14 protein-coding genes are annotated in these 13,479 nt (G+C 50.8%); 3 read left to right on the top strand and 11 right to left on the bottom strand.

Translation table 11 applies throughout. The annotated features are described in order from the left end of the window. Positions 1-15: 15 nt before the first annotated feature. The 9 genes from ACSFXJ_RS07900 to ACSFXJ_RS07860 all read right to left on the bottom strand — a co-directional run bounded on the left by ACSFXJ_RS07900 (position 16) and on the right by ACSFXJ_RS07860 (position 10,114). On the bottom strand, positions 16-828 hold the full coding sequence (locus ACSFXJ_RS07900) for a pyruvate, water dikinase regulatory protein (RefSeq protein WP_435924633.1): 813 nt from the start codon (positions 826-828) through the stop codon (positions 16-18). A gap of 23 nt (positions 829-851) precedes the next feature. Continuing rightward, positions 852-1,463, bottom strand: coding sequence for a helix-turn-helix transcriptional regulator (locus ACSFXJ_RS07895; RefSeq protein WP_435925704.1), 612 nt, complete (start codon positions 1,461-1,463; stop codon positions 852-854). Between the two features lie 440 nt (positions 1,464-1,903). Beyond that, a complete protein-coding gene (locus ACSFXJ_RS07890; protein ID WP_435924632.1) occupies positions 1,904-2,893 on the bottom strand; it encodes an aldo/keto reductase in 990 nt (329 codons plus the stop codon). A 101-nt stretch (positions 2,894-2,994) separates the two neighbouring features. Continuing rightward, complete coding sequence (locus tag ACSFXJ_RS07885) at positions 2,995-3,828, bottom strand: AraC family transcriptional regulator (protein ID WP_435924631.1); 834 nt, start codon at positions 3,826-3,828, stop codon at positions 2,995-2,997. 116 nt (positions 3,829-3,944) lie between these two features. Then, entirely contained in the window at positions 3,945-5,498 is a 1,554-nt protein-coding gene (locus ACSFXJ_RS07880; RefSeq protein ID WP_435924630.1) for a hydantoinase/oxoprolinase N-terminal domain-containing protein, read from the bottom strand. Continuing rightward, entirely contained in the window at positions 5,491-6,594 is a 1,104-nt protein-coding gene (locus tag ACSFXJ_RS07875) for a DUF917 domain-containing protein (protein WP_435924629.1), read from the bottom strand. Before ACSFXJ_RS07875 ends, ACSFXJ_RS07880 begins: the two co-directional genes overlap by 8 nt. Further along, positions 6,595-7,860 (bottom strand): cytosine permease, encoded by a 1,266-nt coding sequence (locus tag ACSFXJ_RS07870; RefSeq protein ID WP_435924628.1) that lies wholly within the window; start codon positions 7,858-7,860, stop codon positions 6,595-6,597. A gap of 139 nt (positions 7,861-7,999) precedes the next feature. After that, positions 8,000-9,553, bottom strand: coding sequence for a PucR family transcriptional regulator (locus tag ACSFXJ_RS07865; protein WP_435924626.1), 1,554 nt, complete (start codon positions 9,551-9,553; stop codon positions 8,000-8,002). Between the two features lie 84 nt (positions 9,554-9,637). Further along, positions 9,638-10,114, bottom strand: coding sequence for a MarR family transcriptional regulator (locus ACSFXJ_RS07860; RefSeq protein ID WP_435924624.1), 477 nt, complete (start codon positions 10,112-10,114; stop codon positions 9,638-9,640). Positions 10,115-10,417: 303 nt separating this feature from the next. Here ACSFXJ_RS07860 and ACSFXJ_RS07855 point away from each other — a divergent pair, with 303 nt between their 5' ends. Both ACSFXJ_RS07855 and ACSFXJ_RS07850 read left to right on the top strand, forming a co-directional pair. After that, entirely contained in the window at positions 10,418-10,987 is a 570-nt protein-coding gene (locus ACSFXJ_RS07855) for a nitroreductase family protein (RefSeq protein ID WP_435924623.1), read from the top strand. Positions 10,988-11,009: 22 nt separating this feature from the next. Further along, the gene (locus ACSFXJ_RS07850; RefSeq protein ID WP_435924622.1) at positions 11,010-11,489 is read left to right on the top strand and encodes a nitroreductase family protein; all 480 of its coding nucleotides are present in this window, start codon (positions 11,010-11,012) and stop codon (positions 11,487-11,489) included. 105 nt (positions 11,490-11,594) lie between these two features. Here the strand turns inward: ACSFXJ_RS07850 and ACSFXJ_RS07845 are convergent, their stop codons facing one another. Next, entirely contained in the window at positions 11,595-12,050 is a 456-nt protein-coding gene (locus tag ACSFXJ_RS07845) for a MerR family transcriptional regulator (RefSeq protein WP_435924621.1), read from the bottom strand. Between the two features lie 173 nt (positions 12,051-12,223). Here ACSFXJ_RS07845 and ACSFXJ_RS07840 point away from each other — a divergent pair, with 173 nt between their 5' ends. Then, on the top strand, positions 12,224-13,093 hold the full coding sequence (locus ACSFXJ_RS07840; protein WP_435924620.1) for an SDR family NAD(P)-dependent oxidoreductase: 870 nt from the start codon (positions 12,224-12,226) through the stop codon (positions 13,091-13,093). Between the two features lie 31 nt (positions 13,094-13,124). On the opposite strand, the gene ACSFXJ_RS07835 is transcribed toward ACSFXJ_RS07840, so the two are convergent. Further along, entirely contained in the window at positions 13,125-13,478 is a 354-nt protein-coding gene (locus ACSFXJ_RS07835; protein WP_435924619.1) for a DUF1048 domain-containing protein, read from the bottom strand. Position 13,479: the final 1 nt, after the last annotated feature.

Raw genomic sequence — 13,479 nt, 5'->3', positions numbered from 1 at the left:
TCCCTCTCCCTCCAATTATCTGTGTTTGATTTGTTTCATGATCAAAACGGCCGTTTCCTCAATCGCCTTTCCCGTCACGTCAATGATCGGGCAACCCAGGGACCGGTAAAGATCCCTTGCATAATCCAGCTCCTGCCGTACCCGGTCCAAAGAAGCGTATTGTGCCTGGTCGGGCAGTCCCATCGATTTGAGCCGCTCGGCCCGAATCTTCACCAGCTGCTCCGCGTCGATCGTCAGGCCGACCAGCTTCGAACTGCCGACTTCCCCGAGCTGCGTCGGTGGCGCCAGTTCGGGAACGACGGGATAATTCATGACCTTAAGCCCTTTGTGGGCCAAAAATATCGACAGCGGCGTTTTGGATACCCGGGAGACCCCGAGCAACACAAGATCGGCTTTCAAAATGGCGCCTACATCTTTCCCGTCGTCATTGTTGACGGCGAATTCCACCGCTTCCACCCTGCGAAAATAATCCTCGTCCAGCCGGTGCAGCAAACCGGGCAGCCGCTTCGGCGTATCGTTGAACGTATCGATAAAAGCCTGCATCATCGGCCCCATCACATCGACGGCGCGAACGCCCAGCCTGACCGCCTCTTCCCGAATGGCTTCCCTAAGCTCCGGCTGGACAAGCGTGTATGCAACGAATCCGCCGCGCCGATGAACTTCCTCCATCACTTCGCTGATTTCGTCTTCCGTGCGGACATTCATCACGCGCTTGATTTCCGTATCCTGAAGCTCGAACTGCCGGAGCGTGGCCCGGACGACCGCCTCCGCGGTTTCCCCGACCGAGTCCGAGCAAATTGTTATGAAGTGCGCCTGCTCCCGGTTCATCCCATTCCTCCCGTTTTATTTCTCTATTCCTCAGCCAACATTTCAAGCAGCATTTTAATGATATTCGTCTTGGAAATGCGTCCGACGACCTTCCATTCCCCTTCTTCGCCGTTTGGCGACGGCACCACGACAGGCAAGCTGTCGATCTGGTGGGCGATGATTTTCCGTGCCGCCTCGAGTACCGTGTCGTCGGGAGAAACGGTAATCATGTTGGCCTTCCTCGTCATAATGAAGCTCACCGGCATCGTTGAGGCCGAGGCGTTCCCGAGCGTGACCTTCAGCAAATCTTTGCGGGAAACGATCCCCGTCAGCAGACCGCCCTCATCCGTAACGATCAGATGCCCGACATTTTCAAGAAACAAGGTGACGACCGCTTCCTGGATCGTCGTCGTTTCGCGGACGACCACCGGTACGCCATGAACGTCGCCGACCTTCATATCCAGCAAACGAAGCTTGTTTCCGTTTTCCGATTGGGCTCTTTTTCCGAGAAAATACCCAACCTTCGGCTTGGCGTCGATATAATCGAGCATCACCAGAACGGACAGATCCGAACGGATCGTCGGGCGGGTCAAATTCAGCATTTCCGCGATCTGCTCGCCGGTGATGGGGGCATGTTTTTTCACGATTTCCACAATTTCCGATTGGCGTGGCGTTAGCTTGATATCAATCCCTCCGTTTCCGGATTTACACGCCGCTTGCGGCGGCTGCGTCAGACGGCTCCTCCTCTCTCTTTTCCCGATATGGTAATTAATTCTGGATATATAGTACGTCATATTTAATCATATTGCAATAATTAATACGTATTATTTTTCGAATGGAGTGGTTTATTGGGTGAAATATGACCTTTTAAGGGAATACCCCTGGGCAATTATTGTGTCTTGATTGGAAAAAATACAACCATTTCCGCTCCAAGAGGCGGTTTCGATCACGCTCGTTGGAAAATTTCCAATAAAATCGTCCGATTTCGAACTCAAACCAGGGTAATTCTTCAATCTGGTTGGAATTTTTCCAATCAAGCCGGTACAACAAAAAAAACAACCCGCCCCTTTCAAAGAAAGGATGCGGGTTGGACGGGTTAGTAACCCAAAATCCCGTCGATTTTGCGCAGTTCCTCATCGGTGAACGACGGGCTGCTTAACGCGCCGACCGCGTCTTCGATTTGGCTCGTCTTGCTGGCGCCGATCAGCGCCGAGGTGACCCGGCCGCCGCGGAGCACCCAGGCCAAAGCCATCTGTGACAGCTTCTGTCCTCTTTCGGCGGCCATATCGTTCAACTGCTTCACCTTCGCGATCCGCTCCTCGTTCAAATCCTCCGGACGCAGGAAAACGCTAGGCCCGGCGGCGCGGGAATCCTTCGCGATCCCGTTCAGGTACCGGTCGGTCAGGATGCCTTTCTCCAGCGGCGAGAACACGATCGAACCGATGCCCTCTTCCTCAAGCACGTCCTGCAAACCCTCTTCGATCCAGCGGTTCATCATCGAGTAGCTCGGCTGGTGAATGACCGCCGGCGTTCCGAGCCGCTTGAGGATTTGGGAAGCCGCCAGCGTCTGCTCCGGACTATAGTTGGAGAGTCCGACGTACAAGGCTTTCCCTTGGCGCACGATCAGATCCAGCGCGGCCATCGTTTCTTCCAACGGGGTGTCCGGATCCGGACGGTGATGATAAAAAATATCGACATACTCCAGACCCATCCGCTTCAGGCTTTGGTCGAGGCTGGATACCAGGTATTTTTTCGAACCCCATTCTCCGTAAGGTCCCGGCCACATGTAATACCCCGCTTTGGTCGAGATGATGATCTCGTCGCGGTACGGACGCAAATCCTCCCGGAGCAGACGTCCGAACGTCTCTTCCGCCGATCCCGCCGGCGGCCCGTAGTTGTTGGCCAGGTCAAAATGGGTTATGCCTAAGTCAAACGCTCTCCGGAGCATAGCGCGCCCGTTCTCGAACACGTCGATGCCTCCGAAATTATGCCACAGGCCCAGCGAAATGGCCGGCAGCTTCAACCCGCTCCGTCCCGAGCGGTTGTATGTCATGGTTTCATATCTATTGTCGGCTGCTTGATACATCAGTGCTTGTTCCTCCTTAAGTTGAGATGTGTCAAATATAATACAATTAAAGCGGCACACCTATAGCAATAAGGATGGTATATATGGCATGATGTCTTTTTTTAAACAAAATCACGATAATCGGAGGGCGAGACGCCGACCGATTTTTTAAACATTTTGGAGAACAGCAGCGCATCCTGATATCCGACCGAACGGGCCACCTCACCGATAGAATAATGACCCTTTCTGAGCAGCGCACAGGCTTTTTCCATCCGGTAATGCAATAAATATTGTTGCGGCGGAAGCCCGGTAGCCTGTTTAAAGAGGGACGACAAGTATTTGCGGTCCAGCCCCACGATCGCGGCCAGCTGGCCTACGGTGATCTCCTCGCTGTAATGGCCGTGCAGGAAATCGAGGCAGCGATGAATGTAAGATTCCTTGGCTTGAACCCGCGCCGACGCGAGCCGACCCGATGCCGGAGCAAGCTCCACCAACCTCGTCAAAAACTCGTGCAGTAGTGCCTGGAGGCGCAAATCCCGGGTCGCCGCGTTGTCCTCCGCTTCGTTCAGCAATTCGTACAGCTGCGGCATCAACCGCGTATCCATCGGAAACACGGGATTCGTCGGGCTGAGCCGTGTCCGGCTTAAAATATCTTCAACCTGGTCGCCGCAGAAGCCGATCCAGGAATACGTCCAGGGGTCGGTTCCGTCGGCCTGATAAAATATCACCCGTTCGGGGTAGGCGAGAAAAGCCTGTCCGGCGGTCAATTCATGCGTGACGCCTTCGGCACGCACGACTCCCCGTCCCGCGTGAATAAAGTGGATTTTATAAATATCGCGTACCCCCGGACCGAAGGAATGGAGCGGGGCGCATCTTTCTTTTCCCCAATAACATACATAGAGCTCGGGGCTTTCGCGAAACGGGCGGTCCGGATTATGATGGAATATCGCCGGCACAAGCAACACCTTCCCTTAAACAGCATTCGCTGCTATTGTATCACATGAATCAAGCCGAAAAGGCCTCCCCTAAATTCGCGGAGCGAACTTTCGGGAGACCTTTTAGAACCTTGCCTCTATTTCATTTTACCGACGACTTTTACTCTTAATCTCGTCGCATTCTCGGGATGATAAGCGAGCGGGGTTTCCTCCACTTCGACCAATTCGATCGTATCGGCATCGGCTCCGGCCAAGACGGCCTGATTTACCGCTTTTTGCTCGGCATCTTTCAACGAAGCCTCGCGCGGTTCCCGCGCATAAATATAAATCTGTTCATATTGCCCGCTGATTTGGGAAATCGACGCCCCGATGGCGTTCGCCACACCTCCGTTTTCCGTTTTGATCATACCGGCTACCCCGCGGATCGAATCCGGGATAATAATGCTGCCGCCGCCCACGAGAACGAGCTGAACGTCCTCCGAGGATGTTTTCATTTTATCGATCGCTTGCTCGACGATGGCGGAAATTTCGGCCTGCACCGCTTTAGCGAATTCCTCCTCAATGTGGGACACCAGGCTCTTGTCGCCTACATCGGCCATCCCCAACCGGACGGCGATATCGGTGGTCGTAAGCGTGCTTCCGCCGAAGACGAGCGCTTCCTCGCCGATTCTGTATCCCACGCTGTCGGGTCCGACGGTAATTTTGCCCTGTTCATTCACGCGGATAATGCTGCCTCCGCCGAGGCCGACGGAAATAATGTCCGGCATTCTGAAATTGGTGCGGATATCGCCGACTTCAACGGCAACCGACGACTCTCTCGGGAATCCGTCCTGCAGTACCCCGATATCCGAGGTCGTACCGCCAACGTCAAGGACCATCGTATCCTTGATCTGCGCCAAGTACGACGCGCCGCGAATGCTGTTTGTCGGCCCGCAGGCAATCGTGAGGATTGGAAACTGTTTGGCGTAATCGATGGACATCAATGTGCCGTCGTTTTGGCATAAATACACGGCCGCATCCGTAATTCCTTCTTCCTCCAAGGCGTTTACGAAACCTTGCGTCGTCGTCTCGATCACCTTGCACAAGGCCGCATTCAAGATGGTCGCATTCTCGCGTTCGATGAGCCCTACCGAACCGATCAGGGAAGAGCAGGATACCGGATACGCTTCTCCGTATGTCTCGTGAATAAGATCGCGGACTTTCAGCTCCTGATCGTTCTTGATGGAAGAAAATACGCCGATAACGGCGATGGACTCGACTTTTTCCCGCCAATCGGCCAAAAGCGTCCGGATCTCATCCTCATCGACTTCGCCGAGAACTTGACCATCGTATTCGTATCCGCCGCGAACCAGGGCGTAGTTGCCCGACAACTTCTCGATCATGTCTTCAGGCCAGGCCGTATACGGAGCGACGGAAGCCGTGGCAGGGTAACCTAAGCGAATAACGCCGACCTTGGCCAGCTTCTTGCGTTCCACGATCGCATTGGTGCATTGCGTCGTGCCTAGCATCGCATGCGTAATTTTGGTTTTGTCGATTTTCGATTCTTGCAGCAAATTCCTGAGGGATGTTTCGATCCCCGTCTTAATATCCAGACTTGTCGGTGATTTTACGGAGTGAACCAATTGATGATGCTCGTCCAAAATAATGGCGTCCGTATTCGTCCCGCCTACATCGATCCCGATTCTATACATGATCAGCACCCGCCTTTTTTACCAGTTCTTCAATCGGAACATAATCGTAATCATATCCAAAGTACCTTGGCCCCGCGGTCTCGATCCCCTTCTCCGTTCTCCATTTTTCATGAGCGGGAAGACCGATCACACGCACGCGTTTGCCGTACTTCAGGCTCTCGGTCGTCACGGGCAGCAAGGTTTCGTAATCGACCAGACAGAGCAAATCCGGGGTCATCCCGACAACCTGTCCGTCCCTTTCCGCAACGAGGTTCTCATTTTGAAAATGAACCTGCATATTTCCGCCCCTATGGGCTTCGATGCCTTCCAGATTCATTTTGCCGAGATTAAATCCTCCCTTGGTTTCCCGGATCACATCGACGATTTTCCCTTGGAAAAGCTCATAACCGGCTACCAAAGTCAAAAGCTCCTGCAGTTTTTCTTTTGCATCCCTCTGGTTCGAGGAAATAATCTCCCCGATTTGTTGGGACAAGGTCACGATATGATGGACCCCGCTTTTCTTCATTTGCGCCCCGGTCGTCGGATACAGGCTCACCAGAGCGCTGGCCCCCATCTCCACCGTGGCTGCCCGGGCCAACCGTTCCGTCCATTTGTTATCGATCGTTTCGAAGATACCGATATTCCCTTTTTCGTCCGTAATGGCCATCGGCGTTGCCGAAATCCCGTCCAGGTTGAACGTCACCATCTGAAGTTCGGGGAAGGCTCTGCCCATGCCGTCGCAATCGACCAGCGGCAAACCGAGCTGCGCCGCGACCACGATCGGAATCATCGAATTGACGCCGCCCGCTTCCATCGGATACGTGCCCGCGATTTTGTCTTTTCCCAAGTACTGGGCGAGTTTTTGAAATACTTTCACGAACTCGCTTCCGTTCGGAAATTTCTCCGCGGAAACGGAAGGGGCTCCCATCATCGCAGCCGGAATAAAAAAGTCTTCGTCGCCGATTTCGTCGACGGAATATAATTTAACGGGACCATTCTTCTCAATGGCCGAAATCGCCATCAGTTTACCGATGTAAGGGTCTCCGCCGCCTCCCGTTCCCAGGAATGCGGCTCCGATCGAAATATGCTCAATGGCGGCTTTATCTAAATATCTCATTTATCGTTCCTCCAATATGACAGTCTTTGAAGCAGTTAGCCGGTAGCCGGCAATGTACAAGACGAATGAAATGACAATGCCGATTAAGGGCTGATTGGACACTTGCGGCAAACTCGGGAAAAAGGATAACACGACCGGAAGGCAGGCAATGACCGAACCGATCAGCCAGGAATAGACGCCTAAGCGGTTCACGCCCTCGGTTTCCTTCCAAAGCCTCTTATCCCCCTTGTTCACGACCCAATAGGAAGCGATCATGACGCCAGCGACAGGCGGTACCATGGCCGATAATACGGACATCACGGGCGTAAAGTAATCCAAAATGCCGATGACCGCAAGCACCGTCCCGATCAGTCCGGCCACGCCCACCGCCCATTTTTCCTTTTCCTTGGATACATTAAAAACATTGACCAGCGCGAACCCGCCCGAGATGGCATTGACCATATTGGTCTTCCAGGCCGCCAGAATCAAAACGACCCCGCCGATGAACGGAGTGGCGATCTTCAAAAAGACGGCCGCGACATCGTTCGTTTGGTAAGCCAGCGTTAAGACGGCGCCTACGCTAATCATCAGTAGGCCAGCCGGTATAATGCCGAAGATGGCTGCCTTCCACACATCGGAACGCTTGCCGGAAAATTGCGAATAATCGCCGGCAATGACCGCACCAAGCGCAAAGGAACCCATGGTGACCGCCAGCCCGTCCATAAAGCTCGAATCCTGCTCCGGTCTGTAATTCGAAATCACCTGCAGTGTTTCTCCATGCAGCGCCTGGACCAAACCATACACGCAAAGCACGACCAGTAAAGGCACCGCAATATAACTGAGCACGCGCAGTACTTTGATTCCGTACATCGCGGAAACGACCATCACCAAACCGCTGATCAGAGACGCTACCGGAACCGGCATATGAACGCCGGACTCGGCCAGCAAATTCGCCAGCGCCGCTCCGCATACATTCGCCTGAATCCCGAACCAGCCAAGGCAGGCAACGGTCAAAATAATGGAGAGAATCGTGCGCGATCCTTTTTTGCCGAACACCTGACTTGCGACCTGGACGGTCGACTTTCCTAAATCCGTGCTTTGAATGCCCTGCAAAATCATCAAGGCCACGATAACGGCATACCCGATCAGGGTGACCGTCAATGTCTTGGATAAGCTCATCCCCGTGATCAGCGTGTTCCCTACGAGAAGGCCCGGAATACTGATCATGGCTCCGGCCCAAACGATGCCCAGCGTGAACCAAGACTGTTTTTTCTCTTGATTGCCCATCCCTTTCGCCTCCCGTTTCGATCGATTGACTAAAACTATTTTTCTTATTGTAAAAGATGAGGGAGCAGGCGTCTTTTTCGGAAATAAAAATAAAAATCCGAATTTTTGTCGTTTTCGACAAGCATTCGGATTCTTTGACTTAGTTATTGATCAACCGATAGATCATGCAGGCCAGATACACATCGTAAAATTCGGAATTCATCGTGATATCGTAGCCCAACAGCTCGCTGATTTTTTTGATGCGGTACTTCACGGTGTTTTTGTGGACAAAGAGAAGTTTGGCACAGTCATCAAAATTTCCCTTCGCATCCAGAAGAAAAATCGTTAATGTTCTCACCGACTCAGGGTCGTCCAGAATAGGAGCGATCACCGACATCCATTCTTCAATGACTTCTTCCCCTTGCACGCTCAAGTCGATCGCCCGCTTCATGGAGCGGATTTCCGCGGCGGTAAACCATTTTCGCTGTTGATAAATCAGATGCACTTTCTTCCCGACCTGGTTCACGAGCTGATACATTCTGCGCACATCCGTCGTATTCCTCATTCTTGGCGCATATACCATTTCGGATATGGAGGATAAGAAATTCGTCGTTTCGACGTACTCTTCGGCCACTTCAACCTCATTATATTTGTAGGAGCAATTGCCCAACAACACGATGACGCAACGGTCGACCGTTTGAATGACCGCCGTTTTATAATATTTGGAGAGATGCTCAGCCAGTTCCTCCCTGATGCGTTTTTCCTCCGATAAATCCTGGATATAGACGAGCCACATCATCTGGATCGACGCGACGTCGATATGCAGCAGATGGGCCAGCCTCCGCATCTTTTCGCTTTCGTCATTGATGATCGCCTTGACTAAAGCGTATTCGCTGACCTCGTTATGCTTGTCTCCCCACAAATTGATGGCCACCTGCACGACCTCGCCGATTTTGTCGACGGTCTTCCCCGGCAGCTTCGCATTTTCTTTGATTAAAAAAAGGTGGAGAACCTCCCCGTTTTTTTGCCGAAGGGTTCTATGCCCAACAAAACAGGAACCGTCGTCGGAACGGTTTGCTTGAATAATTTTCCCGACGTCCAAAGTGGAGTTGCGGGGCCACATGACTTGATTCACGATCTCCAGCTTCGCGTTCGTCAGCACCATATTGGCCTTCAAACGGTCGGATAGCAATTTCAGCATGATTTCCACGCTTCGCGAATGCTCCGGCAGGAACGACACTTTTTCCAGCGACTCATTGACAAAATTATCATTGATCGTTTGATTGTCCAGGACAATCGCTTCCATCACTTCATAGATCACTTCATTATAGCGCAGGGAAAAATCGTTCTCGGGCATACAGATGATAATAAAATTTTGGGACTCGGCTAATCGCAGCACTTCCTCCGGCACTTTCGGAATGATAATTCCGACATAATACAAAATCAGCCCCACTTCCCCGAGATCAATCAGGTATTGAATCGCTTCGCACTGTTTTTCCACATTATCCTTGATGGAATATAACGAGCTGATCACGATTTCTTCCGCATACCATTCTTGTTGAACGTTTTGAACGATTTTCGAAGAAAAATCGGCGTTGGAAACCTCCAATACGGATAACGAAGAGACGGTACGATGAAGGCTGTTCCTGCCGGTCAACACCTTAGCGCCCCGGAACGAAGGCAATTGCAAAATATCTTTAACGGTTACCCCCATATGATTCACCACTTCTTCTTGTTCAAATAAAAGTTAGGATCCCGTCAAAAAGGGATGCCTATTCTTGTCTTGTAACCGCCGGTTCTATCGATAGAAGTCGCTTAAATCCTCGAACAGCCGTTTGATAAATTCAAGCTCGGTTTCGTCGTATCTTTCCAAAAATTCGTACATTCTTTGCTCTTCCTTCTTATGGAGATCGTCATGAGCGGCGAATAGCTTTTTCCCTGCGGGCGTGAGCCGGAAATATACTTCCTTTTTGTTGTCGTTGAGCTGGGCTTTACGCACCCAACCAGCCTCGAGTAATTTTTTGGCGATTTTGGAGGTGTTCCCTTTGCTTAACTTTATTTTTTCCGCGATGGAAGTGACGTTGATCGGCTCCTGCTCTCCGATGCACGAAATGGTGTGCAGTTCCGTCATGTTCAGGTTGAACTCCATATCCATGTGCTTGCGAATATCCTCAAGATAAGTTTCGGTGATTCGGGCTTCATATTGCTCTTTTTGCTGAAGGAACTGAATGAAACATTCATGAATTGCGGTTTTGTTTCGATTGGAAGTACCCATGATCATGCCGGCTCCTCGGTTCATTTTTCTCATTATATCATAGATTATTTCCCGAGAAACAATAGAGCAATGCCTTTTATCTACGGATAAACATGGATGATTCCTCACTGGTTGACTCTTTTAAGAGTAATTAGTACAATAATATTGTTTCATATGAAACAATATCGATATATGTAATTGCAATTATCCTTTGATTAAAGGAAATAACAATCGTTCTTTATGAAACAATCGAATCCGATCCTTAAATGAACAAACTGCTCAAGGCAACCATTTTACCATTTTAGTTGGAAGGCGGGAGTGTAAATGAGTGTGGAATCTACGATCAAAGAGCGCAGAAGCATACGAAAGTTCACCGATCAAGTTGTGCCGGATCACCTTATAAACGAGTTATTTGAACAGGCTGCGGGTTTGTGCGACCCTCAAATGCTGAAAGCCATGCGGCTTATCTTAGCGTTGCAAAGCGAATCGAAGGATCGGTTGTCGCGTTACATGATGGATTCCTTTGCGGCCACCCCCATAGGAAAACTGGTCCCCCGCCCCTTGAAGGAGACGATGGCGAAGTACTTTTCCAATGTTCCGGGTCTTATTGCCGTTGTCGTAGAAAATCATGATTCGCCTCAGCAGAAAGATATGCGGTATGCGAATGCTTGCTTTTTCCTGCAAAATTTGCAGCTTTTGGCCTGGGAGAATGACATAGGCATGTTTTGGCGAACGGATGAGATTTTGTATTCGAAGCCTTTACTCGAACAACTTGGCATAACGGAACGTGAGCGCTTGGTCGGTATATTGCCCTTCGGTTTCATCGAAAAAGCTCCTCGCCCCCGAAACCGCACGCCTGCCGCAAAAAAGTGGCTTTGCTGGCCGCAAATTTAATGGAAAAGAGGGGGAGAATGGCATGTCCATAACGAGTTTATTAAGGAATAGTTGTCCACCCGATCGTTTTGATCAGAATAAAATTGAACCCGAAAGAATTCTTCAACTGTTGGAAACGGCTGTCTGGGCACCGAATGACGGCTTGAGAGAGCCTTGGCGATTTCTGTTCGTGAAAGGTGAACTTGGAAAAGAAGCGCTGCCGCTTCATCATGAAGCCCCCGCCCATCTCGTCGTTATCGCGGATGCCGTTGGCGACATGCACAAGCAGGAGGAGGATTTGGCCGCAGTATACTGCTTGATTCAAAATATAAGATTGCTGGGTTTGGACCAAAACCTCGCCATGTCGGTTTGTATGGAGGATTGGATACACGAAGACTCCACGCGCCAAAGGTTAGGAATCCGGGATAGCGAACGAATAGCCGCAATTCTTGATATCGGTGACACGAACATCGCGGACACGGCTAAAGAAGAAGCATTTAGGATTCGCATTACGGAATGCTGATGCCACACACAGCACGCCACGATGTCATAATTCAGCACCGACCGGCCGATAAGCAGATCGAACACCTTCTCATTTGTTATTGCAAGCTTATTTTACGGAGGCGGGTTACTTGCCCGCTTTAGCCGACACGGAAAAATAACTCATCTCAACGGGTGAGACGGATTCTGCTTTCGTTTCTCCATCCGGGCAGTCCCGCCGGTATCTTCCCTCCTCCAGCTTCATGTCGATAAAATCAACGACCTGCTGCAGCGAGGCGATTTGGCTGACAATATTCTCCCGGTGGTTCCTTAAGAGTTCCACCAGTTCGGGATATTCCGCGGGATCGGTATCGATGGAGACCTCCAAAAAAGGCCGCATTTCTTCTAGCGGCATCCCCGTTTTTTTCAGGCATGCGATCAGCCGGATCGTTTCTATGCCCTCCTGCCGATAGATGCGGTGTCCGTTGTCCTTTCGCTCCGCACGAGGCAAAAGCCCGATCTTTTCGTAATAACGGATCGTATCTTCAGTCATTCCGGTTTGCTCGGCGGCTTGCTTTATCGTAAAGGTTTGCTCTTCTTCCACCCTGCTCCCTCCCGGGGATTGCTTTTCGTGCATTATACATCTTGGAGCTTACTCCAAGTCAAGTCTCTTATTCTTGAAAAAAACTTTGTTTTTGCGCATTGACTTGGAGTCGACTCCAAGAGATAGAATGTGCGCTATCGAAGAAATATCAAGTTATCAGAAGGAGATGCACAATGGAAAAGAACCCGCATGAACATATCGCTTTGATTACAGGCGCAAGCGCCGGGATCGGGCTGGAATTAACCCGGAAGTTGCTGGCGGAGGACTGGCAGGTGATCGCATTGAACCGTTCCGACTTTCCGGAGGACGATATGAGTATCCGGAATGCGATCAGGAGCGGATCGCTTCGAATTTATAAAACCGCGGATCTTGCCGACTTTGCCAGCCTGAAACGGACTTTGGAAGAAATCAAAGGCAAGGAGCGGCGGATCGATATTTTGTTCAATAACGCCGGGGGATCCTTCCCCGAGCTGAGCTATACGAAACAAGGTCGCGAGAAGCATTATGAGCTGTTGACGGTCGTTCCGTATATCGTTCTGATGGAGTTGAAGGAACTCCTAAAAAACGGTCGCTTAAAAACGGTCATCAACACCTCATCTTCAGCGTCAAAATATACGAAGGAGTTTTCGGTCGAAATCCTGGAACATCCCAAAACCTTCCGCAAGCTGATTGGTCCTTACGCCACCTCAAAGCTAGCTCTTTCGCTATGGACTCAGGCGATCGCGCCGGAGCTTGCCAAGGACGATATCCTGATCCGCAGCGTTGATCCAGGCGGCAACAATACGCTAAGAAAAGGAAAAAACTCCGGTCTCCCCCTTGTGGTTAAATGGTTGATGATGCTATTTTTCTCGCCGCCCGCACACGGAGCCAACAAGCTGCATGAAGGGGCGCTCGGGGAACACCGGAATAAGACCGGCGTGTTTTTGGTTACGGGACAGGTTTCGGAATTAAAATTTATGGATCAGGCGCGGAACGTATTGGAAAGGGTTCAAGCGATTTATGAACACGAATTTTTGCAACAGGATTATTCCTCATCACTTTAACCTAAAAGGGGAATTCCGTTACTGGTGGAGATTACTTTTTTGCTTTATCCGTAGCCTTTTTTATGGCCTTGTTAACTTCATGGTTAACGGATTCCTGATAGATGTCCGCGTAAGTTTTTGAATCTTTGATGAGCTCGTCGCAGAAAGCCGCAACATCTTTGCCCGTCACTTCAAGTACGCCTTTTCCCGAGGCCGCGCCCTCTTCAAAAAGATCGACGATTCCCGAGAGCAAACCCGTTCCCTCGGTTAGCTCGACAGGGCCGACCTTAAAGAGATATTTTTGAATTTCTTTATAAACGAACCGGTAATCTTGCGGGAGCGCTTTGACGCGCGCCACATGTGCGCGCCACTCTTTTTTGCCTTCGATGATCTCTTTGATTCTCATT

Origin of the sequence: Paenibacillus salivarius (genome assembly GCF_051307165.1) — a bacterium.
Classification (GTDB): Bacteria; Bacillota; Bacilli; order Paenibacillales; family Paenibacillaceae; genus Fontibacillus.
The sequence above is the reverse complement of the archived record's forward strand: the minus strand, read 5'-3'. Positions and strand labels throughout refer to the sequence as shown.

What these genes read in the sequence shown, in the direction of transcription:
- ACSFXJ_RS07850 (WP_435924622.1), top strand. Translation starts at nt 11,010, where the DNA reads ATGTCCATAACGAGTTTATTAAGGAATAGTTGTCCACCCGATCGTTTT.
- ACSFXJ_RS07860 (WP_435924624.1), bottom strand. Translation starts at nt 10,114, where the DNA reads ATGGGTACTTCCAATCGAAACAAAACCGCAATTCATGAATGTTTCATT.
- ACSFXJ_RS07875 (WP_435924629.1), bottom strand. Translation starts at nt 6,594, where the DNA reads ATGAGATATTTAGATAAAGCCGCCATTGAGCATATTTCGATCGGAGCC.
- ACSFXJ_RS07880 (WP_435924630.1), bottom strand. Translation starts at nt 5,498, where the DNA reads ATGTATAGAATCGGGATCGATGTAGGCGGGACGAATACGGACGCCATT.
- ACSFXJ_RS07890 (WP_435924632.1), bottom strand. Translation starts at nt 2,893, where the DNA reads ATGTATCAAGCAGCCGACAATAGATATGAAACCATGACATACAACCGC.
- ACSFXJ_RS07865 (WP_435924626.1), bottom strand. Translation starts at nt 9,553, where the DNA reads ATGGGGGTAACCGTTAAAGATATTTTGCAATTGCCTTCGTTCCGGGGC.
- ACSFXJ_RS07870 (WP_435924628.1), bottom strand. Translation starts at nt 7,860, where the DNA reads ATGGGCAATCAAGAGAAAAAACAGTCTTGGTTCACGCTGGGCATCGTT.
- ACSFXJ_RS07840 (WP_435924620.1), top strand. Translation starts at nt 12,224, where the DNA reads ATGGAAAAGAACCCGCATGAACATATCGCTTTGATTACAGGCGCAAGC.
- ACSFXJ_RS07900 (WP_435924633.1), bottom strand. Translation starts at nt 828, where the DNA reads ATGAACCGGGAGCAGGCGCACTTCATAACAATTTGCTCGGACTCGGTC.
- ACSFXJ_RS07855 (WP_435924623.1), top strand. Translation starts at nt 10,418, where the DNA reads ATGAGTGTGGAATCTACGATCAAAGAGCGCAGAAGCATACGAAAGTTC.
- ACSFXJ_RS07835 (WP_435924619.1), bottom strand. Translation starts at nt 13,478, where the DNA reads ATGAGAATCAAAGAGATCATCGAAGGCAAAAAAGAGTGGCGCGCACAT.